At 65.4% G+C, this 21,818-nt stretch carries 16 protein-coding genes; 8 read left to right on the forward strand and 8 right to left on the reverse strand.

Going from position 1 to position 21,818, the window contains the following annotated elements; translation table 11 throughout:
* Nucleotides 1–41: 41 nt before the first annotated feature.
* The 3 genes from FDW84_RS13490 to fdhA form a co-directional block, all read right to left on the reverse strand.
* On the reverse strand, nucleotides 42–890 hold the full coding sequence (locus FDW84_RS13490) for a serine hydrolase (RefSeq protein WP_240721513.1): 849 nt from the start codon (nucleotides 888–890) through the stop codon (nucleotides 42–44).
* A 347-nt stretch (nucleotides 891–1,237) separates the two neighbouring features.
* Complete coding sequence (locus FDW84_RS13495; protein WP_138610051.1) at nucleotides 1,238–1,594, reverse strand: GNAT family N-acetyltransferase; 357 nt, start codon at nucleotides 1,592–1,594, stop codon at nucleotides 1,238–1,240.
* 104 nt (nucleotides 1,595–1,698) lie between these two features.
* A complete protein-coding gene (fdhA, locus tag FDW84_RS13500) occupies nucleotides 1,699–2,910 on the reverse strand; it encodes a formaldehyde dehydrogenase, glutathione-independent (protein ID WP_138610052.1) in 1,212 nt (403 codons plus the stop codon).
* A 305-nt stretch (nucleotides 2,911–3,215) separates the two neighbouring features.
* On the opposite strand from fdhA, the gene FDW84_RS13505 reads away from it, so the two are divergent.
* Entirely contained in the window at nucleotides 3,216–3,545 is a 330-nt protein-coding gene (locus tag FDW84_RS13505; protein WP_138610053.1) for a DUF6457 domain-containing protein, read from the forward strand.
* Between the two features lie 28 nt (nucleotides 3,546–3,573).
* Here the strand turns inward: FDW84_RS13505 and FDW84_RS13510 are convergent, their stop codons facing one another.
* A complete protein-coding gene (locus tag FDW84_RS13510) occupies nucleotides 3,574–5,901 on the reverse strand; it encodes an FdhF/YdeP family oxidoreductase (RefSeq protein WP_138610054.1) in 2,328 nt (775 codons plus the stop codon).
* 242 nt (nucleotides 5,902–6,143) lie between these two features.
* Between FDW84_RS13510 and FDW84_RS13515 the strand changes: the two genes are divergently transcribed.
* The 3 genes from FDW84_RS13515 to FDW84_RS13525 all read left to right on the forward strand — a co-directional run bounded on the left by FDW84_RS13515 (nucleotide 6,144) and on the right by FDW84_RS13525 (nucleotide 12,893).
* Nucleotides 6,144–7,820 carry a RecQ family ATP-dependent DNA helicase gene (locus FDW84_RS13515; RefSeq protein ID WP_138610055.1) on the forward strand — a complete coding sequence of 559 codons (1,677 nt, stop codon included), beginning with the start codon at nucleotides 6,144–6,146 and terminating at the stop codon, nucleotides 7,818–7,820.
* A gap of 41 nt (nucleotides 7,821–7,861) precedes the next feature.
* Entirely contained in the window at nucleotides 7,862–9,061 is a 1,200-nt protein-coding gene (locus FDW84_RS13520) for a TerC family protein (protein ID WP_138610056.1), read from the forward strand.
* A 154-nt stretch (nucleotides 9,062–9,215) separates the two neighbouring features.
* Complete coding sequence (locus FDW84_RS13525; RefSeq protein WP_138610057.1) at nucleotides 9,216–12,893, forward strand: TM0106 family RecB-like putative nuclease; 3,678 nt, start codon at nucleotides 9,216–9,218, stop codon at nucleotides 12,891–12,893.
* 2 nt (nucleotides 12,894–12,895) lie between these two features.
* On the opposite strand, the gene FDW84_RS13530 is transcribed toward FDW84_RS13525, so the two are convergent.
* The 3 genes from FDW84_RS13530 to FDW84_RS13540 all read right to left on the reverse strand — a co-directional run bounded on the left by FDW84_RS13530 (nucleotide 12,896) and on the right by FDW84_RS13540 (nucleotide 15,634).
* Nucleotides 12,896–13,219, reverse strand: a complete 324-nt coding sequence (locus FDW84_RS13530; protein ID WP_138610058.1) for an acylphosphatase — start codon at nucleotides 13,217–13,219, stop codon at nucleotides 12,896–12,898.
* 110 nt (nucleotides 13,220–13,329) lie between these two features.
* Nucleotides 13,330–14,253: a pullulanase X25 domain-containing protein gene (locus FDW84_RS13535; RefSeq protein ID WP_138610059.1), complete on the reverse strand. Its 924-nt coding sequence runs from the start codon at nucleotides 14,251–14,253 to the stop codon at nucleotides 13,330–13,332.
* A 316-nt stretch (nucleotides 14,254–14,569) separates the two neighbouring features.
* Entirely contained in the window at nucleotides 14,570–15,634 is a 1,065-nt protein-coding gene (locus FDW84_RS13540; protein ID WP_171046780.1) for an adenosine deaminase, read from the reverse strand.
* Nucleotides 15,635–15,682: 48 nt separating this feature from the next.
* Between FDW84_RS13540 and FDW84_RS13545 the strand changes: the two genes are divergently transcribed.
* A complete protein-coding gene (locus tag FDW84_RS13545; RefSeq protein ID WP_138610060.1) occupies nucleotides 15,683–18,226 on the forward strand; it encodes an excinuclease ABC subunit UvrA in 2,544 nt (847 codons plus the stop codon).
* 203 nt (nucleotides 18,227–18,429) lie between these two features.
* Nucleotides 18,430–19,092: a LysM peptidoglycan-binding domain-containing protein gene (locus FDW84_RS13550; RefSeq protein WP_138610061.1), complete on the forward strand. Its 663-nt coding sequence runs from the start codon at nucleotides 18,430–18,432 to the stop codon at nucleotides 19,090–19,092.
* A 164-nt stretch (nucleotides 19,093–19,256) separates the two neighbouring features.
* On the opposite strand, the gene FDW84_RS13555 is transcribed toward FDW84_RS13550, so the two are convergent.
* Entirely contained in the window at nucleotides 19,257–19,847 is a 591-nt protein-coding gene (locus FDW84_RS13555) for a hypothetical protein (protein ID WP_138610062.1), read from the reverse strand.
* Between the two features lie 168 nt (nucleotides 19,848–20,015).
* Between FDW84_RS13555 and FDW84_RS13560 the strand changes: the two genes are divergently transcribed.
* Together FDW84_RS13560 and FDW84_RS13565 are read left to right on the forward strand one after the other, a co-directional pair.
* Complete coding sequence (locus FDW84_RS13560) at nucleotides 20,016–20,927, forward strand: MSMEG_6728 family protein (protein ID WP_138610063.1); 912 nt, start codon at nucleotides 20,016–20,018, stop codon at nucleotides 20,925–20,927.
* A gap of 3 nt (nucleotides 20,928–20,930) precedes the next feature.
* Nucleotides 20,931–21,791 carry an SDR family oxidoreductase gene (locus FDW84_RS13565; protein WP_138610064.1) on the forward strand — a complete coding sequence of 287 codons (861 nt, stop codon included), beginning with the start codon at nucleotides 20,931–20,933 and terminating at the stop codon, nucleotides 21,789–21,791.
* The last annotated feature ends 27 nt before the right edge of the window (nucleotides 21,792–21,818 follow it).

Raw genomic sequence — 21,818 nt, forward strand, 5'->3', positions numbered from 1 at the left:
CAGTCTGCTGCACCGGCCCGGGTGTTAGCGACTCTGCTGATCTACGGTGCCCGGTTCCCCGGCTGCACTGGCGGGAACAGGGCCTTCTCCACGACTTTAGTGAGTTCCCGGATGACGTCGGCCTGGCCCGGATCTTGCGCGCCGTCCGAATTCTCCGTGTAAATCACCAGCACGAAGGTGGAACCGCGATAGGAAAGGACGGCGGCATCATGCAGTTCGCCGCCGATCTCCCCGTATTTGTGGAAGACCTCGATCCCGGCCTGGGAGCCGGCAGGAATCAGTTCCTCGTTGTTGGTGTCCTGCATATAGCCGAGCAGCTGGGCGGTGTTGTCCGGGTTCAGCAGGTCTCCGGCGTACAGCTGCTTGAGCACCAGCGCCATCTCCGCAGGAGTCAGCAGGTTCTCCTCGGGGTCGTAGGTGACGCCGATGGAAGCTGCGTACTCCGTCAACCGTTCATGGCCCACCGCATCCATCAGCAGCAGCCACGAGTCGTTGTTGCTCTCGTTCACCATCGCTTCAAGCTGGAAGGCTGCGTCGTAGTCCCCCAGCGGTTCATCCATGCGCGCTTCCCCGTCTTCCACCAGGTGGTAGTAGGCTGCGGCCGTGATGATCTTCGCGGTGCTGGCGGCGGCGAAAACTTCCTGAGCCCCGAAGGCGAGCGCGGCATCGCCGGAAACGTCGGCCAGGGCAAGCCCGATCCGGTAATCCGGGTTGTCCTCGAGTATTGATTCGATGCTGTCCTTCAGCGAATCCGGGGCCACAGCGATCGGATCCTCGGGGGCAGCTGCCGGTACCGTCTCCGCACGGCTCCGGGTGGGCTCCGACCGGACGACGGCAAGCACCACAATGGCAGCAATCACCAACGCCACGGCACAAAGGAGCAGTGCCACATTTCTCCGCCCACGGCGTGCTGGCCGGACAGGCTGCCCTGCCCGCGGCTGTACTGGGTGCACCGGCATACGGGGCTCCTGTCACAACTCGATGATCACTGCAGCATTCGGCCCGCCCAGCGCGCCGATGTGACGCCGATTAGATCATCGAAGGTTGGGAGCTCCCTGAAAGGCCGGCCAGCGTGTTCCGGCGCGCCTCGCACCGCTGCGCAAAACATGCCCGGGACGCGCCCGTTACCCGGCGCGGCTTATATTCCGGGTGCGCCCGGAAGCCTGCACATGGAAGGTGAAACTGCGCCTCGAAACCAAACTGCGCCTCGAAACCGGACCGGCTGTGAGTCTTGGTGTCAGGCCCGGGTGCGGGCAGCGGCCAGGGCGGAGTCCAGGAACTCGAGGTGCGCCGGGGCCACCCGGACGGTATTGCCTGCGTACTCCGGGTGCTTGGTGAGGAACTTCTTGACGAACGGGCACACGGGAACAATGCCCCGGCCGGCCTTCACCGTCTCTTCCAGCGCCACCATGGCGAGTTGCCCCGCGAGCCCCTGCCCGCCGTATTCCTCATTGATCACCGTGTGGTAGAAGATCCGCTGCGGTGAGGCGCCGCCGTCGTACTCCTTGTAGGCGGCCTTGCCGATGACGTTGCCGGCGTCCAGGACTTCGAAGCGGTCGCGGCCGGGGTTGTGGCGGACGGTGATGTCACTCAAGGGGATCTCCTTCGATGCGGTGTGTCCTTTAGCTTAACCTCGGCTGATGGCCACCTATTTCCGCACCTGTCCCCGCTGCCGGACACCACCGTCCGCCGCCGGTATCAGCTCAGGTAGCCGTTTGGGTTGAGGACGTACTTGGTGGCCGCGCCGGCGTCGAACTCGGCGTAGCCCTGCGGCGCCTCCTCCAACGTGATCGCCTTCGCGTTCACGTTCTTGGCGATGCTGACCCTGTCATGCAGGATGGCCATCATCAGCTGCCGGTTGTACTTCATCACCGGGCACTGGCCGGTGGTGAAGCTCAGCGACTTTGCCCAGCCTGTGCCAAGGCTGAGGCTCAGGGAGCCCTTCTTGGCGGCCTCGTCGATTCCGCCCGGGTCGCCCGTGACATACAGGCCGGGGATGCCAAGGGCACCGCCCGCAGCCGTGATGTCCATCAGGGTGTTAAGCACCGTGGCGGGTGCTTCCTGGGCTCCCTTGCCGTGGCCGCGCGCCTCGAAGCCCACGGCGTCAACACCGCAGTCCACCTCGGGCACGCCGAGGATCTGCTCAATCTGGTCCTTGGGTTCGCCCTTGGTGAGGTCCACCGTTTCGCAGCCAAAGCTGCGGGCCCGTTCCAGCCGCTCCTCGTTGAGGTCGCCGACAATCACGACGGCGGCACCGAGCAACTGTGCGCTAGTCGCCGCTGCGAGGCCAACAGGACCTGCACCTGCGACATACACCGTGGAACCAACACCAACCCCTGCGCTAACGGCACCGTGGAATCCCGTGGGGAAGATGTCCGAGAGCATGGCCAGGTCCAGGATCTTCTCCATAGCCCTGTCCTTGTCCGGGAACTTCAGCAGGTTCCAGTCGGCGTAGGGCACCAGCACATAGTTGGCCTGGCCCCCCACCCAGCCGCCCATGTCCACGTAGCCGTAGGCGCTGCCCGGGCGGTCCGGGTTCACGTTAAGGCAGATGCCGGTCTTGCGCTCCTTGCAGTTCCGGCAGCGGCCGCACGCGATGTTGAACGGCACTGAACAGAGGTCCCCGACTTTGATGAACTCGACGTCGCGGCCCACTTCCACCACTTCGCCGGTGATTTCGTGGCCGAGCACCAGGTTGGTGGGTGCGGTGGTGCGGCCGCGCACCATGTGCTGGTCCGAGCCGCAGATATTGGTGGCCACTGTTTTAAGGATGACGCCGTGATTGACCGTGCGTCCGACGTTTGCCGGATTAACGCCAGGCCCGTCCTTGAGCTCGAACGTGGGGTAATCGACGTCGATCACCTCAACCTTGCCGGGCTCCTTGTAGGCAACTGCTTTGTTCCCTGCCATCTGTTTCTCCTGTTGTCAGGCGCTTACCCTGTGGGGCGGCCATGATTACTGGTAGGTGATGCTCCCCGTGGGAAGTGCCTGTCCTGATCGGCTGGCTCTTTCCTGATCATTCGGCGTCAGGTACAGATTGCTCCCAGTTAGGGGTTCGCCCAGTCTAGGCAGGGTGGGAAGGCAGTTCCAGAGTCTTCAGGGGCGGGGGCTACCCTGATTTGGGTTAGGGGGTTCCGGAGATCCGGTGACTTCCGGCGTGAAGCCTTGTAGTGTCGGCAGCGGACACAGCAGGCGCGCAAACGATTGGAGCGGAAATGGCTGTCAGCGAGGACGAGGCCCAGGTCCTGGACCAATGGAGCAACCGGTTGGCCCAGGCCCTGCAGATCCTGGACCTGGACGTGGACCACGAGTTGATGCTGGAGCTGGCGCGGAGGTCGGCTGACTCGGTAATCCACGCGGCGGCCCCGGTGACCACGTTCCTGGTTGGCTACGCGGCCGGCCTCCAAGCCGGGACAGGCAGCGCCGGCACCCGGGAGAATGCCGCCGCCGCGGTGGCAAAGGCAGCGGACACGGCCCTGCAGCTGTGCGACGACGGGCACGAGGGCGGTCCCGCCAGCAAGGGCTGGGCGGACACGGCCCAGTAGCTGTCCCGGGAGGCATCCCCCGCCGTGGTTATCCTGTGGCGGACGGCTCTTCCTGCCGCACCGCAACCGGCTCGAGCCGCACGATGACCGCCTTGGACGCAGGCGTCTGGCTTCCCTCCGCCACGCTTTCCAGCGGCACCAGGACATTGGCCTCCGGGTAGTAGGCGGCGGCGCATCCCCGGGCGGAGGGGTAGGACACCACCCGGTAGTTCCGCAGCACCCGCTCCACGTTGTCCTCGTACACGCCGTGGATATCCACGTGCTGTCCGTCTTCCAGCCCAAGTTCAGCCAGGTCCGCCGGGTTCACGAACACCACCTCGCGGCCCTTCTTGATGCCGCGGTACCGGTCGTTGTGCCCGTAGATGGTGGTGTTGAACTGGTCATGCGAGCGCATGCTCTGCAGGATCAGCGTCCCGGCCGGCCGCTGGACGTACTCAAGTTCGTTCACCGTCAGGATCGCTTTGCCGGTGGGGGTATGGAACGTGCGGGAGTCGCGGGGCCCGTTGGGCAGGACGAAGCCGCCCTCCTGCCGGATCTTCCGGTTGTAGTCCTCGCAGCCAACCACCACGTGGGAGATGTGCTCGCGGATGAGGTCGTAGTTTTTTTCGAATCCTGCCCAGTCCGCCGTGATCCGGTCGCCCAGTACCCGCTGCGCCAGCCGGCTCACGATCGCCACCTCGGACAGCAGCCCCGGTGCCACCGGTTCAACGGTTCCGTGGGAAGGGTGGACGGCGCAGACGGTGTCCTCCACGGAGACGAACTGCGGACCGGACTCCTGCCGGTCGATCTCCGTCCGGCCCAGGGTGGGCAGGATCAGGGCCTCGGCGCCGGTCACGGTGTGGGAGTGGTTGAGCTTGGTGGAAATCTGTACGGAGAGCTCGGTGTTCGCCATTGCCGCTTCGGCAGCCCGGGTGTCCGACATGGCGCCCACGAAGTTGCCGCCCATGGCGATGAAAACCCTGATCCCGCCGTCGCGCATCTGCCGGATGGTTTCCACCGCATCGGCCCCATGGGTCCGGGGCGGTTCGAAGCTGAACTCCTTGCCCAGCGCATCGAGGAACGCGGGCGGCATCTGCTCCCAAATGCCCATGGTGCGGTCGCCCTGGACATTGCTGTGGCCGCGGATCGGCGAGGCACCGGCGCCGGGTTTGCCGATGTTGCCGCGGAGCAGCAGCAGGTTGATCATCTCCTTGATGGTGGCCACGGCCTTCTTGTGCTGCGTGATCCCCATGGCCCAGGTGATGATCACCTTGTCGGCGTTCAGGTAGCGGCTTGCGAGTTCGTCAATCTCCTCCGGGCGCAGCCCGGTGGCCTCAAGGACGGTGGCTTCGTCCAGCGTGGCAAGGTGCGCCTTCAATTCCTCCAGCCCCTCGCAGTGCTCTTCGAGGAACTGATGGTCCAGCACGGTTCCAGGGTTGGCGGCCTCTGCGTCAAGGACCCGCTTGGACACCGCCTGCAGCAGCGCCATGTCCCCGCCGATCCGGATTTGCAGGAACTGGTCCGCCAGGTCTGTGCCGTGCCCGATGATGCCCTTGACCTTCTGCGGGTTCTTGTAGCGCATCAGGCCGGCCTCGGGCAGCGGGTTGACCGCAACAATCTTGGCACCGGCTTCCTTGGCATCCTCCAGGGCGGTGAGCATCCGCGGATGGTTGGTGCCCGGGTTCTGGCCCATGATGATGATCAGGTCCGCCTTGGCGTAGTCGTCGTAGGAAACGGTGGCCTTGCCCACGCCGATGGTCTGGCCCATCGCCCAGCCGGAGGACTCGTGGCACATGTTGGAGCAGTCCGGGAGGTTATTGGTGCCGTAGCCGCGGATGAACAACTGGAACAGGAACGCGGCCTCGTTGGAGGTTCGGCCGCTGGTGTAGAACGCCGCCTGGTCCGGGTTGGGGAGCGAGTTCAGCTTGTCCGCGATGATGCCGAAAGCCTCGTCCCAGCCGACTGGCCGGTAGTGGTCTTCGCCGGCGGGCTTGTACACCGGCTCCGTCAGGCGCCCCTGCATGCCGAGCCAGTACTCGGAGCGCTCCCGCAGTTCGCTGACCGGATGCTCAGCCCAGAACTCCGAGCCGACCACCACGGGGGTGGCCTCCCAGGTGACCGCCTTGGCACCGTTCTCGCAAAACTCGAAGGTCTTGCGGTGGCCCGGGTCCGGCCAGGCGCAGCTCATGCAGTCGAACCCGTCCTTCTGGTTCAGCGCCAGCAGCGTTTTCCGGGACCGTTCCAGCCCCATGTGCTTCAGCGCCGGCTGCATGGAGTGGTAGACACCCGGCACGCCGGCTGCCCAGGTCTTGGGGTGTCCGCTGACCTCAATCTCGGATTCGTCGGCCTCTTCGACTTCAGGATTCTTTCGCGTCACGGCTGGTCTCCTCGGGTTCCTCCGGCCCGATCAGGTGCCGGCACACCGGCGGATCGGTCACTTTCCACACTTGTTCAGGGCGCCTGGTAAGTCAAGGAGGTGGCCTCCCCTGCCGTCCCCGCACATCCTCCATGTGGGCCAGCGCCGGCCAGACGGACGACGGCGGCCCCCGGCTGGCGTAAGCTGGTTAACTAGGCTGAAGCAAGCGGCCGCAGGACCCACAGTGCGGAGCCGCCCTTCAAATGTCCGACGATCGTGCCCTTGCCGCCCTTGCGGCGTCCTCCTTTTCCTTGCCCAGTCTCCGTAACGGCCAGCTGGCCGGCATGTCCGCCCTGGTGGACGGCCGCGACGTCCTGGCCGTCATGCCCACCGGCTACGGCAAGTCCGCCATCTACCAGGTCGCGGCGCAGCACCTGCACAACACCACCGGACGGCCCGCCGTCGTGGTGTCCCCGCTCATAGCCCTCCAGGAGGACCAGCTGGACGGGCTGTCCGGCGACCTCGGCGAGAACGCCGCCGTCGCCGTCAACTCCTCCCACAGCGATTCGGAGGTGGAGGCCGCGTGGCAGGCAGCCGAAACCGGCAAGGCAACCTTCCTGTTCCTCGCCCCCGAACAGCTCGCCAAGCAGGAAACCGTGGAACGCATTGCAGCCCTGGACATTTCCCTGTTCGTGGTGGACGAAGCACACTGCGTCTCATCCTGGGGCCATGACTTCCGCCCCGACTACCTGAGCCTCGGCAACGTCCGGGAACGGCTCGGCAATCCTCCGGTCGCCGCCCTCACCGCCACAGCCTCGCCCCCGGTCCGGGATGAGATCGTGGAGCGGCTGGGGATGAAGGACCAGCTGGTGCTGGTGCGCGGCTTCGACCGGCCCAACATCAGCCTGGACGTTGTCCGCCACCAGGAGGACAAAGGCAAACGAAACGCCTTGCTGGAGCAAGTGGCCGCAATGGGTCGCGACGGACAGGGCCTGCTCTACGCGGCCACCCGGAAGGACACCGAGAAGTACGCGGCAAAACTCTGCGAGGAGGGGCTGCGCGCCGAGGCCTACCACGCCGGCCGTTCCGCCGGGGACCGGGAGCACATCCACGAACAGTTCCTGGACAACCAGCTGGACGTCGTTGTTGCCACCACCGCTTTCGGCATGGGAATCGACAAGCCGAACGTCCGCTTCGTGGTCCACGCGGACATCCCCGAGTCGCTTGATGCCTACTACCAGGAGATCGGCCGGGCCGGACGGGACGGGGAGCCGGCATCCGCCGTCCTGCACTACCGCTCCGAGGACCTTGGCCTGCGGAAGTTCTTCGCAACGCACTCCCCCGATCCTGATTCACTCCTTGCCGTGCTGAACGTACTCAAGTCAGCCGGCACGCCCGCCCCCAAGGCGTCCCTGGCGGAGCTCACGGGATTGCCGGCCCGGCGCATCACCTCACTGGTGAACCAGCTGGAGGAAACCAGCGCCGTCACGTCCGGCAGGCGCGGCGTCCGCCTGGCTTCCAAGGCGAAGCTGTCCACCCTGGTGCAGGACGCCGTCGAACTCGCCGAGGCCCGGCAGCGCGTGGACCAGTCCAGGCTCACCATGATGCGCGCCTACGCCGAAACGGACAGCTGCCGGCGCCAGTTCCTGCTGGGCTACTTTGGCGAGGACCTGCCCGAGCCCTGCGGCAACTGTGATGCCTGCACCGATAACGAGGGGAAGCAGCCTGCCTACCCTGCAGCCGACGACGGCGGGGCGGCCGGGGCCGGCGAAGCGGAGGAACAGTTCCCGCTCCAGTCAGCCGTGGTCCATAAAGAGTGGGGCCCTGGGCTGGTGATGCGGCACGAGGACGACGTGATCACGGTGCTGTTTGAGCATGAGGGATACAAGACCCTCTCGCGTACCGCGGTCGTGGAAAACGAACTCCTCAAGCCTGCATAGGTGGGTACTCTGGAAGGAGACTCCAACGAAAGGCCCGCCGCGTGGAAGTATCTCCGTTTGTCTGGACCCTGACCGTCATTGGGATCGTTGGCCTGCTGGCCTTCGACTTCTTCTTCCATGTGCGCAAGGCCCACACGCCGTCGCTCAAGGAATCAGCCATCTGGTCGGCCCTGTATGTGGGCATTGCCCTGCTCTTCGGGCTCGGCGTGCTGGTGTTCGGCGGAACCACCATGGGCGCGGAATACTTTGCCGGGTACATCACGGAGAAGGCGCTGTCCGTGGACAACCTGTTCGTGTTCCTCATCATCATGGCCAGTTTCCGAGTGCCCCGCGCTGACCAGCAAAAGGTGCTGCTGTTCGGCATCGTCTTTTCGCTCATTGCCCGCACCGGCTTCATCTTCCTCGGCGCCGCGCTGATCAACAGCTTCGCGTGGGTGTTCTACATCTTCGGGCTGATCCTCCTGGTCACAGCCGGCAACCTGCTCAAACCGGACAGCCACGACGACGACTCCGAAGGCCTGGTGGTCCGGCTCGCCAAGAAGTATCTTCCGGCGTCGGCACACTTTGACGGCGACAAGCTCTTCACCGTGGAGAACGGCAAGCGCGTCCTCACCCCGATGCTCCTGGTGATGGTGGCCATCGGCGGCACGGACATCCTTTTCGCCCTGGACTCCATTCCGGCGATCTTCGGCCTCACCCAGAACGTGTTCATCGTGTTTACGGCCACGGCGTTTTCACTGATGGGCCTGCGGCAGCTGTTCTTCCTGATTGACGGCCTGCTGGACCGGCTGATCTACCTGTCCTACGGCCTGGCCGCCATCCTGGGCTTCATCGGCGTGAAGCTCATTCTGCACGCCCTGCACGAAAACACCCTGCCGTTCATCAACGACGGCCAGCACGTCAACGTGGTGGAAGTCAGTACCGGCGTTTCCCTCGGCGTGATCCTCGGCGTCCTGGTGGTCACGGTTCTGGCGTCCATCTTCAGCCCCAAGGGCAAGGCCAAGAACGCCGTCTCCGGCGCCCGGCGCCACGCCATCGAATACCTGGACCTCAATTACGAGACGGACATGAACGAGCGGGACAAGATCTTCGCCGCGATGTGCCGTGAGGAGGACCAGATTCGTAAGCTCCCCGAGAAGTACAAGAAGCTCATCCGAAACGAAACCGAGTTCCTGGACCAGCTGCGCAAGGCCCATGCAGAGCACGACAAAGCCCAGGTGCGGGCGGCCGCGGAGAACTGACCCGCGAAAACGACACTTGCTGCTGGCTGCTTTTGGAGCCCGGCGGTTTTGTCGGTGCCCCTTGCTACGTTTGAACCATGGCCAGGGAAACCGTCCCGCGGCCTGACGTTTCAGGCTCTGGTCTTTACAGCCCGGCTGTCGATGGGGAGGTTCCGTGTTCCTGCTTGATGCTGCAAATGCCGGTGCGCCGCCGGACCTGGTCTTTTCCGCCAGTGATCTGGTGGCCGCCAGCGAATGTGAGTACCGCACGCTTCGGATCCTGGACGAAAAGCTTGGCCGTTCTCCCAGGGCCGCGTTCCCGGCCGACGAGATGCAGGTCCGTGCCGGCCAGCTGGGCGACCGGCACGAACAAACGGTGCTGGCCAGCCTGATCGACAAGTATGGCGAATGGGACGCAAGCCGCGGCGGTGGCGTCTATTCGCTTGAGCGCGGCCAGAACCTGCGCGCGGATCTGCAGGCCAAGCATGCGGAAACCGAGCTTGCTTTGCGGTCCGGCGCTGACGTGGTGTTCCAGGCAACCTTCTTCGACGGGGAGTTCCTGGGCTACGCGGACTTCCTGGTCAATGAAGCCGCTGGAACGGGAGACCCCGGCCGTTACGAGGTCTGGGACACAAAGCTCGCCCGCCATGCAAAGGTGGGCGCGCTGCTGCAGCTGGCGGCTTACGGCGACCAGCTGCTGGGGATGGGGCTCCAGCCCTCGCCGGTGGTGACCCTGGTCCTGGGCACCCGCGTGGGCGGGGACTGGCTCCGCAGCAGCCATTCGCTTCCGGACCTGTGGCCCGTGTTCCGTGAGCGACGCCGGCGCTTCCGCGAGCTGACTGCGCAGCACCGGGCTGCGGATGCCGGTGTGCAGTGGCAGCAGCCCGGAGTGGTTCACTGCGGCCGGTGTGATTACTGCGCCGAGCAGGTGCAGGTGCACCGGGACCTGCTGATGGTGGCGGGAATGTCCGTGGTTCAGCGGAGGAAACTCCACGAACAGGACATCACCACCATCGACCAGCTCGCCGCCATGCCCGCCGAAGATGCCAGGAACTCCGTGGTCCGGTTGCGGGCGCAGGCGAGGATGCAGCTGGGCCTGGACGCCGTGGCTGGTTCCCGGACCTTCACCAAGGACGGCAAGCCGCACACAGTGTCATTCACGGTCCTGCCGGAGAACACCATTGGGCAACTCCCGCCGCCCAGCCCCGGTGACATCTTTTTCGACTTCGAGGGCGACCCCCTGTGGCAGGATCCTGCGACCGGCGCCTGGGGCATCGAGTACCTGTTTGGAGTGGTGGAGGCACCCGTTGCCGGTGACGCCGGGGAACCGGTGTTCCGTCCATTCTGGGCGCACTCCCGCAGTGAAGAGCGCCGCGCCTTCCTCAATTTCCTCGAGTATGTGGAGGAGCGGCGGTCCCGTTTCCCGGACATGCACGTCTACCACTATGCCGCGTACGAAAAGACGGCGCTGCGCAACCTCTCCCTGGCCCACCAGGCAGGGGAAGAGACGGTGGACAACTGGCTGCGGCAGGGGCTGCTGGTGGACCTTTACGCCACAGTCCGGCATTCGCTGAGGATCTCGGAGTCCTCCTACTCCATCAAGAAACTCGAACCGCTCTACATGGGCAGCAATTTGCGCTCCGGCGACGTTAAAGATGCCGGAGCGTCCGTGGTGGCATACGCCGCGTACTGTGCGGCCCGGGACGCCGGCCACCATGCCGAAGCAGACAAGGTGCTGGCTTCCATCTCGGACTACAACCAGTACGACTGCCTCTCCACCCTTCGCCTCCGGGACTGGCTTCTGGAGGTGGAGGCAGCCGCCGGCGGCGCGGCTGCCTCAGAACCCCTGGCAGATGAAGCTGCTGCCGGGGGTCCTGCCGGGTCCATGCCGGCAGGTCACCCTGAGCGCCCTGCGCCCGCAGAGGAAACTCCGGAGGAGAGCAGGCTGCGCGAATATTTGGCGGACCTGCCGGACGACCGGCCCTGGACCGATGACGAACGCGCCATCGCCCTGGTGGCCGCTGCCACCGGCTACCACCGGCGCGAGCGCAAGCAATTCTGGTGGCAGCACTTCGACCGGGTGGAGGCACCCGTCGACACCTGGTCGGACCAGCGGAACGTCTTCCTGGTGTCCTCGGCCGAGGTCACGTCGGACTGGGCCCTGGCGAAGCCCCGTGAACGCATGCGCACGCGCGTCCTTCGGCTCCGGGGGACCATGACCGAGGGCTCCGATTTTCGCGCGGACTCCACGTGGTGCCGGCTCTACGACGCTCCGCCGCCGGACGGCATGGCCGCCCCTGACGCTGCTCCCGGCGCCCGGGCCTTCTCCTTCGGTACAAGGATCAGCGAAGTGGCGCCGGCGCCTGACAACCCTGAGCACACGATCATCACCATTGCCGAGCGTGAGTCAGGCAAGGTTGCCGCGTACCCGCACCTGCCGGTGGCACTGACGGAGGACCAGCATCTCGCCACCGCCAGCATCGAAACTGCCATCGCCGAGATCGCCCGCACCGTGGGTTCAACTCTGCCGTCCCTGCCCGCCCAGCCCGGGCTGGATATCCTCCGCAAACAGCCGCCACGGTTCAGCAGTCTGCCGGGCCCTGCGGACCTCCTGCATGGCAACGGGGGCACGGCGGATTATGCAACCGCCATCACCGCCTCGCTCAGGGACCTGGATTGCTCCTACCTGGCGGTGCAGGGCCCTCCCGGAACCGGGAAGACGTTCGTGGCCGCCCACGTCATCGGCAGGCTGGTGGCCGAGGGCTGGAAGATCGGCGTGGTGGGCCAGTCGCACAACGTGGTGGAGAACCTGCTCTGCTGTGCCATCGCCACCGGCGGGGTTGATCCGGCAGTCGTGGCCAAGAAGCTGAACACCCCACACTATGTCCCCTGGAGCCTGGCCGGAGATGGTGATGTTGCGCAACTTCTCGAGTCCGACGGTGGTTGCCTGGTGGGTGGAACTGCATGGACCATGACCGGCAAAGAGGTCCCAGCAGGCTCACTGGACCTGCTGGTGATAGACGAGGCGGGACAGTTCTGCCTGGCCAACACCCTGGCGGTGTCCCGTGCGGCCAAGCGCCTGCTCCTGCTGGGTGATCCGCAGCAGCTTCCCCAGGTCAGCCAAGGTGCGCACCCCGAACCGGTGGACGAGTCGGCCCTTGGCTGGCTGGCCGCCGGGCACGCAACCCTGCCCGCGACGCTGGGTTACTTCCTGGCGGACAGCTGGCGGATGCATCCCGAGCTTTGCCGCGCCGTCTCCCGGCTCAGCTACGAGGGAAAGCTGCAGTCCGCGCCCGCCGCATCCCTGCGCAGCCTCGAAGACCTGCCGCCCGGCGTCGAAACCGTGTTCGTTGAGCACACCGGCAACACCACCGCCTCCAGGGAGGAAGCCGCTGAGGTAGTGCACCAGGCTCGGCGGCACCTCGGACTGAAGTGGAAGCCGGGCGCGGACAGCGAATCCCGGCCATTGGACCAGCAGGATCTCCTGGTGGTGGCCGCCTACAACGCCCAGGTCCACCTGATCCGGAAAGCGCTGGAAGAAGCGGGTCTGCCGGAGGTGCGGGTAGGGACGGTGGACAAGTTCCAGGGCCAGGAGGCGCCCGTGGTGCTCGTGTCCATGGCCTGCTCAGCGGTGGCCGAGGCGCCGCGGGGCGCCGAGTTTCTGCTGAACCGGAACCGGATCAATGTTGCTGTGTCACGCGGGCAATGGCGGGCAGTAATTATCCGCTCCCCCGAACTCACCAGCTACATGCCGCACAGGCCTGCTGCGCTGGAGGAACTGGGGGCGTTCATCGGGCTGAGCCCCCGGCCGGAAGCGGAGGGGACGAAGCGTCCGGCTCAATCCGGCAGGTAAGTTCAACGGGCGCTGAAGCCCCGGTAGTTACCTTCTGCCGGTGAGAGCGCGTCCTCCACCCGCTCCACCCGGCCGGGCGTCCCGCCCGAGTTCAGCCATTCGCGGAGTTCGTGAACTTTCCACTTTGGCCCCTCGGCAACCAGGGCGACGGAGCCGTCATTGAGGTTCCTGACTTCCCCGGTGAGGCCTAGCTCTTCGGCTTTGCCCATGGTCCAGTAGCGGAAGCCCACGCCCTGCACCATGCCGTAGACCCGTGCATCCAGCCGCACCGTTTCCGCATCGGGTGGACCAGCCGAACCAGACCCCGAACCTGCGTGCCTGGCCATGGTGCCTCCCCTCCGTCAGTGCCGCCCCTCCCAACTAGGTAGCAGCAGATGTCGTTTTGGGCGTCCAAAACGACAGTTACTGCTACCTAGTTGGGTAGGCGGCGCGGGACTCAGTTGATGGTGATGTCCCGGGTGCTGTGGTTGTAGCGGATCGTCACCGTGCCGCCGGCGTGGTGCAGCTCGTGGTTGGGCCCGTCGAACGTGCCGAACGCGCCATAGTTTTCATCCCAGGAACGGTTCAGGGCGATCTTGAACGTGTAGTGCCCGGCGGGCAGTTCGGCGCTCTTCTTCCAGAGCTGGTCCAGGAAGTCGAACTCCATCTGGGCTTCGTCGTACTGCGGCGCCCAGTTCTCGGGAGCACCAAGGATCGTGTTGAAGTCGCCGGCCACAGCCACAGCTTCAGGCTGCGGATGTGTCTCAACGTCCGGGCCCTCGAAGGATTCGGCAGCAACCGGTGCGGCAGCTTCCTCAGTCTTGGCAGGCGTCTTGCCCTTGCGGACGGCCTTTACAACGGGCTCGACGGCGTCCTCGAGCGCCTTGGCTGCCTTGCCCACCGCGGAGGCGGCTTTTTTGGCGGGAGTCTTCTTGGCGCTCTTCTTGGCTTCCGTCTTCTCAGCCGGCTGCGCAGGGGCGGGGACGGCGGTGGTCTTGCGGACGAAGCCTTCGGGAGCAGTGGGAACCTGAACCTCGGCGGGGACGGGAGCGCCGGCGTCGAGGGCGGTGGCGAAGGAAACTGCGTCCGGGAAGGCGACCGTGGCGCGCATGCCTTCCTCGGTGATGGTCCAGCCGGAGCGGCCCTTGACCAGCCAGCCGGCCTTGACCAGCTTGGCGCTGGCAGAGGTGAGCGTCTTATGGCCGCGGGGAATGCCGCCGCTGAGGAGCTCGGCCTCATGCTCGTTGAACGGCACGCGGGCCGTTGCCTCCGCAAGGACCTGGCCGGCGTTCAATGTTTCACCGGACCACACACCTTCGGTCAGGACATCCAGGACGGTCTTGAGTCGGAGGAAGGTGTTTTCTGCGGTGGACTTGGCCATGATTCCCCTTTATAAAAAGCGATCGGTCTTAGGCATCTTGCCAATTGCCGGTTGAATCGCGCGACTTGAAATGGTTAACACTGCGTGTCGTGACCGACTATGAAGCGGACATCCCAACAATTGAGGCTTAAGTCTCGGGAAAACGGGCTGACTGCACAACCCGTAAGCGCTGACATGGGTGCCGCTCCGCACTTCCCAGACACGCCTGCGGCACCCAGTTTAGCGGCATGACCGGGCGGTTGTTGTTTGGGACACGTTGCAGGATGGGCATGTACCCCGGACCTTTGGGCTTGAGGGAGAGCCCGGCAGGACTTCGCTAAGGGTGCGTCACTTCCCTGCCGTTCAGTTCATCCAGCAGTTCGGCCTTGCGTTCCTCCGAAGCGAAGGATGAATGAATGGAGTTGGCTGCCAGCCTGGCCTTGTCGAAATCCGAGAGTTCGAACACCATGCCAAGCTGGGCAAAGTTGTCATCCACGTAGCCGCCGAAGTACGCCGGGTCATCAGAGTTGACGGAGACATTGAGGCCCGCCGCCAGCATCGCGGGCAGAGGGTGGTCCGCGAGGGTGTCCACGGCGCGGAGCCGGACGTTGGAGAGCGGGCAGACGGTGAGCGGGATGCGCGCATCCACCAGCCGCTCCACCAGGTCCGGATCTTCCATGCAGCGGATGCCGTGATCTATGCGCTCCACCCCAAGGATGTCCAGGGCTTCGACAATGTACGACGCCGGCCCCTCCTCGCCCGCGTGCGCCGTCAGCCGGAGACCCGCTTCCCGCGCTTTGTCATAAAGCCGCTCGAACTTCGACGGCGGATTGCCCACCTCAGCAGAGTCCAGGCCAACCGCGGCAATCGGCGCGTTCATGGCCAGTAGGCCGTCCAGCACCCCAAGTGCAGATTCCTCCGGCAGGTCCCGGAGGAAGGCGGCGATCAGGAGGGTGGAGATCCCGAAGTCCTCTTGTGAGGTGGCCAGCACCGAAGCCACGCCGTTGACGCAGGTTTCCAGCGGGATCCCGCGCGAGAGGTGTGCCTGGGGGTCCATCATGATCTCGGCGTGCCGCACGCCCGCAACTGCCGCCCGTTCCAGATAGGCGCGGGTCATGTCGGCAAAGTCCTGCTCCGTCTGCAACACGGCCATGTTCGCGTAGTACAGGTCGAGGAAGGACTGCAGGTCGGTGAACTCGTACCTTTCCCGCAGCTCGTCCAGGCCTGCGTAGGGCAGCTCGATGCCGTTCCGCTCCGCCAAGGCAAAGATCAGCTCGGGCTGAAGGGTCCCCTCGATGTGCAGGTGCAGCTCCGCCACAGGGAGCGGAATGGCCAGCACTTCCGCACGAACTGCGTCCGGTTCTGTTTCAGGCTCGGCAGTGCCGCCCACAAAGTTCTCCATCGGGTCAGGATAATGCCCGACAGCGGAATCACCACTAGAGTCGACCCAATGCAGAACGCCAAGCACGCTGATAACCTGCAGGACCCGGCTTTCCCCTCGACAAACTACGGTTTTGTCCGGGTCCGGGGCGCGCGGGAAAACAATCTTCGCAACGTGAATGTGGATGTCCCCCGTGATGCAATCGTCGCCTTCACCGGCGTCTCAGGATCGGGCAAGTCGTCCCTGGCGTTCGGCACCATCTATGCAGAGGCTCAGCGACGGTACTTTGAATCAGTGGCACCGTACGCCCGCCGCCTCATCCAGCAGGGCCACAATCCCAAGGTGGAACTGATCAGCGGGCTGCCGCCCGCCGTCGCCCTTCAACAGCGCAGGGGCGCTCCCAGCAGCCGTTCCACGGTGGGTACTGTCACCACGCTGTCCAACTCCCTGCGCATGCTTTTCTCCCGCGCCGGAACCTACCCCGCCGACAGCACGCAACTTGATTCGGACGCCTTCTCGCCCAATACTGCCGCCGGCGCCTGCCGCGACTGCCACGGCCTGGGCTCCGCCCATACCGTGACGGAATCATCGCTGGTCCCGGACCCGTCCCTGTCCATCCGGGACGGGGCCATCGCTGCCTGGCCCGGCGCCTGGCAGGGGAAGAACCTGCGGGACATCCTCACCCACCTGGGCTACGACGTTGACGTCCCGTGGCGCAAGCTGCCGAAAAAACACCGGGACTGGATCCTTTTTACGGAGGAACATCCGGTCGTGGAGATAACTCCCCAGCGCGACCGTGTGGCCAAGCCGTACAAGGGGCGGTTCTGGAGCGCCAGGAGCTACGTCCTGCATACCCTGGCGGATTCGCAGAGCGCCACCATGCGGGAACGCGTGCTCGCCTACATGGAATCCGGCCCCTGCCCGCGCTGTCTGGGTACCGGACTGACGCCGGCGGCGTTGGCTGTCACCTTCGCAGGCAGGACCATTGCAGACCTTAACCGGCTGCCCATGGTGGAGCTGGCGGAAATCATCCGTCCCACTGCCGAGTTGAACGAAGCCGCGGTGGCCTCGCGCACGCAGCTTTCCGGGGAAGTGAACGAAGTGGCGGTGGCTATCACCCGGGACCTGCTCCAGCGCATCACAGTGCTGCTGGACCTCGGGCTCGGCTACCTGGCCCTGGGGCGGGCCACCCCCACCCTGTCGCCGGGCGAAATGCAGCGGCTCCGGATCGCCACCCAGCTGCGTTCGGGCCTGTTCGGTGTCATCTACGTCCTGGATGAGCCGTCTGCGGGGCTTCATCCGGCCGATGCGGAGCCCCTGCTGGAGGTGCTGGAGCAGTTGAAGGCGTCCGGCAACTCCGTGTTCGTGGTGGAGCACAACATGGACGTGGTGCGCCGGGCCGACTGGCTGGTGGACGTGGGACCGCACGCCGGCGAAGGCGGCGGGAAGGTGCTGTACAGCGGACCCGTTGAGGGCCTGGCCGGGATAGAGGCATCAGTCACCCGGCCGTTCCTGTTCGACGACGGCGGACGGGCCACCGATACCGGTGCCGGAACCAGCCCCCTCAGGGCGCCGGAGGACTGGTTGGAATTGAACGGCATCAGGCGGCACAACCTGCGCGGGCTGGATGCCCGTTTTCCCTTGGGTGTGCTGACTGCCGTCACAGGTGTTTCGGGCTCGGGAAAGTCCACGCTTGTGGGCAAGGTCCTCGGTGAGGTGGTGGGGGCAGGCCTTCAGCTGCCTGTTGCTGAGCCGGATGAACCCGCGGCCGCCCTGTCGCTGGGGTCCGTTATGGGCAACCACCGGATCGATCGGCTGGTGACCGTGGACCAGAAACCCATCGGCCGGACTCCCCGTTCCAACCTCGCAACGTACACCGGCCTCTTCGACGCCGTCCGGAAAGTCTTCGCGGCAACGGAGCAGGCCAAAGTGCGCGGTTTCGCCGCCGGAAGGTTTTCCTTCAATGTGGCGGGCGGGCGCTGCGAAACCTGCCAGGGCGAGGGCTTCGTCGCCGTCGAACTGCTCTTCCTGCCCGGCAGCTACGGCCCGTGCCCTGAGTGCAGGGGGTCCCGCTACAACCCGGAGACCCTTGAGGTGGAGTACCGGGGCAAGAGCATCGCTGAGGTCCTGGCGATGACCGTCAATGCCGCCGCAGGTTTCTTGGCCCACGTCCCGGCCGCGGCACGAAGCCTTAGGAGCCTGCAGGATGTTGGCCTTGGCTACCTGCGCCTCGGGCAGCCGGCCACCGAGCTCTCAGGCGGGGAGGCGCAGCGAATCAAGCTGGCTACCGAGCTGCAACGCGCACAGCGCGGCCACACCCTATACCTGCTTGATGAACCCACCACCGGCCTGCACCCGGCGGATGTACAGCTGCTGATGGCGCAGCTCCACGGCCTGGTGGACGCCGGAAACTCGGTGGTGGTTGTTGAGCATGAGATGGCCGTGGTTGCCGCCGCCGACTGGGTCATCGATCTCGGCCCCTCCGGAGGAGACAAAGGGGGCCGGATTATGGCAGCCGGTACACCTGCCGCAGTCGCCACATCTCCCACAAGCCGCACCGCCCCCTACCTGTCCGCAGCCCTCCGAGGGAATCACCAGCAAACACCCAGATAGATCTCGATTTGATAACGACGCCCTGATGTCCTAGCGTGAAACCCATGCCCGCTGCTGGCGGGCCAATGCATGCCCGGTGCTGCCTTCACCACAACTGCCCAGCAGGCAGCCACCGAAATTGACCTCTATTCGTCGGGGGCGGGCAGTGGCGCGATGATCTCCGGGGACGGAACCAGCGCAGGTGGCCTTCAGGAGCATCTATCATGAACAACACCAAATTCCGTACTGCCGCGCGCCGCGGAGTCACCGTAGCTGCCATCTCCGCGGCGGGCCTGGCCCTCTCCGCCACGGCAGCGAACGCAACCACCAGCACCTCCACCTGGGACGCCCTTGCGCAGTGCGAGAGCGGCGGCAACTGGGCAATCAACACCGGCAACGGCTACGCCGGCGGCCTGCAGTTCAGTCCCAGCACCTGGGCTGCTTATGGTGGCACCGGTTCGGCCGCTGACGCCAGCCGCGAGCAGCAGATTGCCGTGGCCGAGCAGGTCCAGGCTGCGCAGGGATGGGGCGCGTGGCCGTCCTGTTCCGCCCAGTTGGGCCTGAGCGGAGGCGCTAGCGGCGCCGTGCAGACCGCACCGGTCCAGAACGTTCCGGTCCAGGCCGCACCTGTCCAGGCTGCACCGGTCCAGGCTGCACCGCTTCAGCCCCCCGCGCCGGTCACCCAGGCGCCTGCCGCCAAGCACGTCACAGCGGTTGCCTTGAGCGGTGAGACGTACACCCTGCAGGCCGGTGACACCCTGAGCATCGTCGCCGAGAAGCTGGGCATTCAGGGCGGCTGGCAGCACCTTGCCGACGCCAACCTGGACACCATCTCCGATCCCAACCTCGTGTTCGAGGGACAGGTCCTCCAGCTTCCCGCCTGGTAACGAGGACAGTGTCGCCCCCTTCAGGGGTCCATAACAGGTCGGCGATAGACAAATTCCGTTGACCACAAACGACGCCGGCACAGCCCCAGAAGGGATGTGCCGGCGTCGTTCTTCAATTACTGGTGCAGCCCTGCCCGCCACTGTGGCCGCTGCGGGCGGGGCAGTTAGCGGGCGGCGGGAAGCTCCCGCACGATCCGAACCCGCCACGCGGACTCGTCACTGGTATCTAGCAGGGCGACAGTGCCGTGGGTCAGATTCAGTGCGACCCGCTTGACCGCAAGCAGTTCCAGGTAAAGGTGTTCGTTCATCCGGGCTGGGGTGTCGATCATGTACTTCACCGCGTCCCGGACCTTGCGGTAGTTGGCGCTGCGTTCGCGGTGCAAGTGCAGTTCCAGGGCCGAACGCTGCTTGAGCCGCGGCTCGTGGCGGTTCAACCACGTGACGGAGGCGTGTACTGCCACCACCAAGGTGAGCGAAACGCCGTAAATCCACCAGCCGCTGGAGAGCAGGAACAGCGGCAGGTTCCCGATCGCCACGAGTGCGATCACCACGCGGAGGGCCGCAATGCGGCGCATCGTCCGGGCCACGGCGGCCATGCCGTCGCGGAAGCGGTGCTGCTCCTTGCGGGCGGCGGCGGGATCGATGGTGAACTCATCAAGGACCAGGATGCCCTTTGCTTCCGGACTCAGCATCTGGCCGTAACGGGGCTTGCTCGCGGGGGTGGTTCCGGTGGTTTCTTCAGGTGTAGATGTCATGAGAGGGCTTCCAAAACGCGGGGGTGGTTGCGGTGATCTTAGTGGGTCAAGGTCATCTGCGTATGCATGAGTCCACTATGTGAACAACGGCCCCGTCCGCGGCGGTCAGGGCGAGTGGTCTGCGGCACTGCAATTGGCACATCCGTCAGGTGCCGTCAGACTGAATGGATGCAAACTTTCCTTCCGTACCCCGACTTCCGGCAAAGCGCCGCCGCCCTGGACACTGCCAGGCTGGGCAAGCAGCGGGTAGAGGCGCTGCAGACGCTGCGCGCCCTGGTGATCCCCGGCTACGGATGGCAGACCCACCCGGCGATCCGTATGTGGATGGGCTACGTGCCGGCCCTCACTATGTACGGGCTGGCGATGGTTGATGAATGGACCAAGCGGGGACACCCGGACAGCACGCGCGCCAACATCATGGAGTTTGCGCCGCAGGCCGCCCACCCCGACTATGCGGCGAAAATTCCCATGCCGCCCTGGCTGGGAGATCCTGAATTCCACCTGAGCCACCGCTCCAAGCTGCTCCGCAAGGAACCCAAGTTCTATGGTTCTGTTTTCCCGGACGCAGTGCCGGACATGGACTACGTCTGGCCGGAACCCAGGCACGAGTTCCTGCCGCAGGAACCCGAGGGTGACATTTTGTGGATCCTGCGTTCCCCGCACGGCGACATCGATCCGCAGACACTGGACACCGTGGCACTGCCGCCTGTGAGCCGCAGCGCTGCTGCTTCCCTCGCCGGCGACGACGACTACTCCCCCGTCTACCTTGAGGACAGCTCACGCCGCCCGTCCAGGCAGCCGCGAAAGGCGCCGCTTAAGCAGCAGGTGAAGAAGCCAACCCGCAAGCGCCTGGCCCAGGAGGAAGCCTTCTCCACACTTCCGGGCAAGACGCCCCTGGCCGTCCCGTTCGAGCATGGAGAAAAGTTTGTAGTGGGACAGGTGGTCGGCCGACCCATCACCCTGGCGGACGGCAGGTTCGGCCGAAACTTCACTGTCACGGAAATCATCGACCGGTCTGCGTTTGCCTACCCGGCCCTCCTGCAGGACCCGCGGGTATTCTTCCCGGTCGAGGCCCCGTAAACCATGACCATCCTCTTAGCCGGGTGCGGCGATCTCGGGACCGAAGCCGGACTACGGTTCAACGCGCTGGGCCATCACGTGGTGGGCTGGCGCCGGTCACCTGCGAAACTGCCGACAGGCATCGAAGGCGTGGCGGCGGACCTGCGCGCACCCAACCTGCCGCCGGTGCCGGCTGACACCACCGCCGTCGTTATAGCCGTAGCTGCCGACTCGCCGTCGGAGGAGGCCTACCACGCGGCTTATGTGGACGGCCTGACCCATGTTCTCGATGCCCTGGCGCGCGACGGCGTCGTGCCCCGGCGGGTGCTCTTCGTCTCTTCCACGGCTGTATACGGGGATGCAGAGGGCGGTTGGGTGGACGAACACACCTCGCCAGCTCCCGGCGGATTCTCCGGGCGGATCCTGGTGGAGGCCGAACAACTCCTTCAGGACCGGTTCAACGGAACGGCCACCACAGCGACATCCCTGCGGCTGGGTGGCATCTATGGGCCCGGCAGGACCCGGTTGATAGACCAGGTACGCGGAGGCACCGCCGTCATCCCTGAAGATCCCCGGTACACCAACCGTATCCACCGTGACGACGCAGCCGCCGCCATTGTCCATCTGGCCGGCATGCCGTCAACACCGGCCCCGACCTACATTGGTGTGGACAACGACCCCGCCGACCTTGGCACCGTGCTGCGTTTCCTTGCCGCTGAGATGGGCCTCCCGGAACCCCCAGTGGGGGATGCCGGTCCAGCCCGGGGCGGCAACAAACGGTGCCGGAACCAGCTTCTGCGCGGCACCGGATTTGAGTTTGCGTTCCCTTCTTTTCGGGAAGGGTACCGGGACATCCTTACCGGCAACGGAGTACGGCATCCCTAGGAGACGGCGGCATCCACGCGTCAGCGT

Source organism: Pseudarthrobacter sp. NamE5, from assembly GCF_005796225.1.
Lineage (GTDB): Bacteria > Actinomycetota > Actinomycetes > Actinomycetales > Micrococcaceae > Arthrobacter.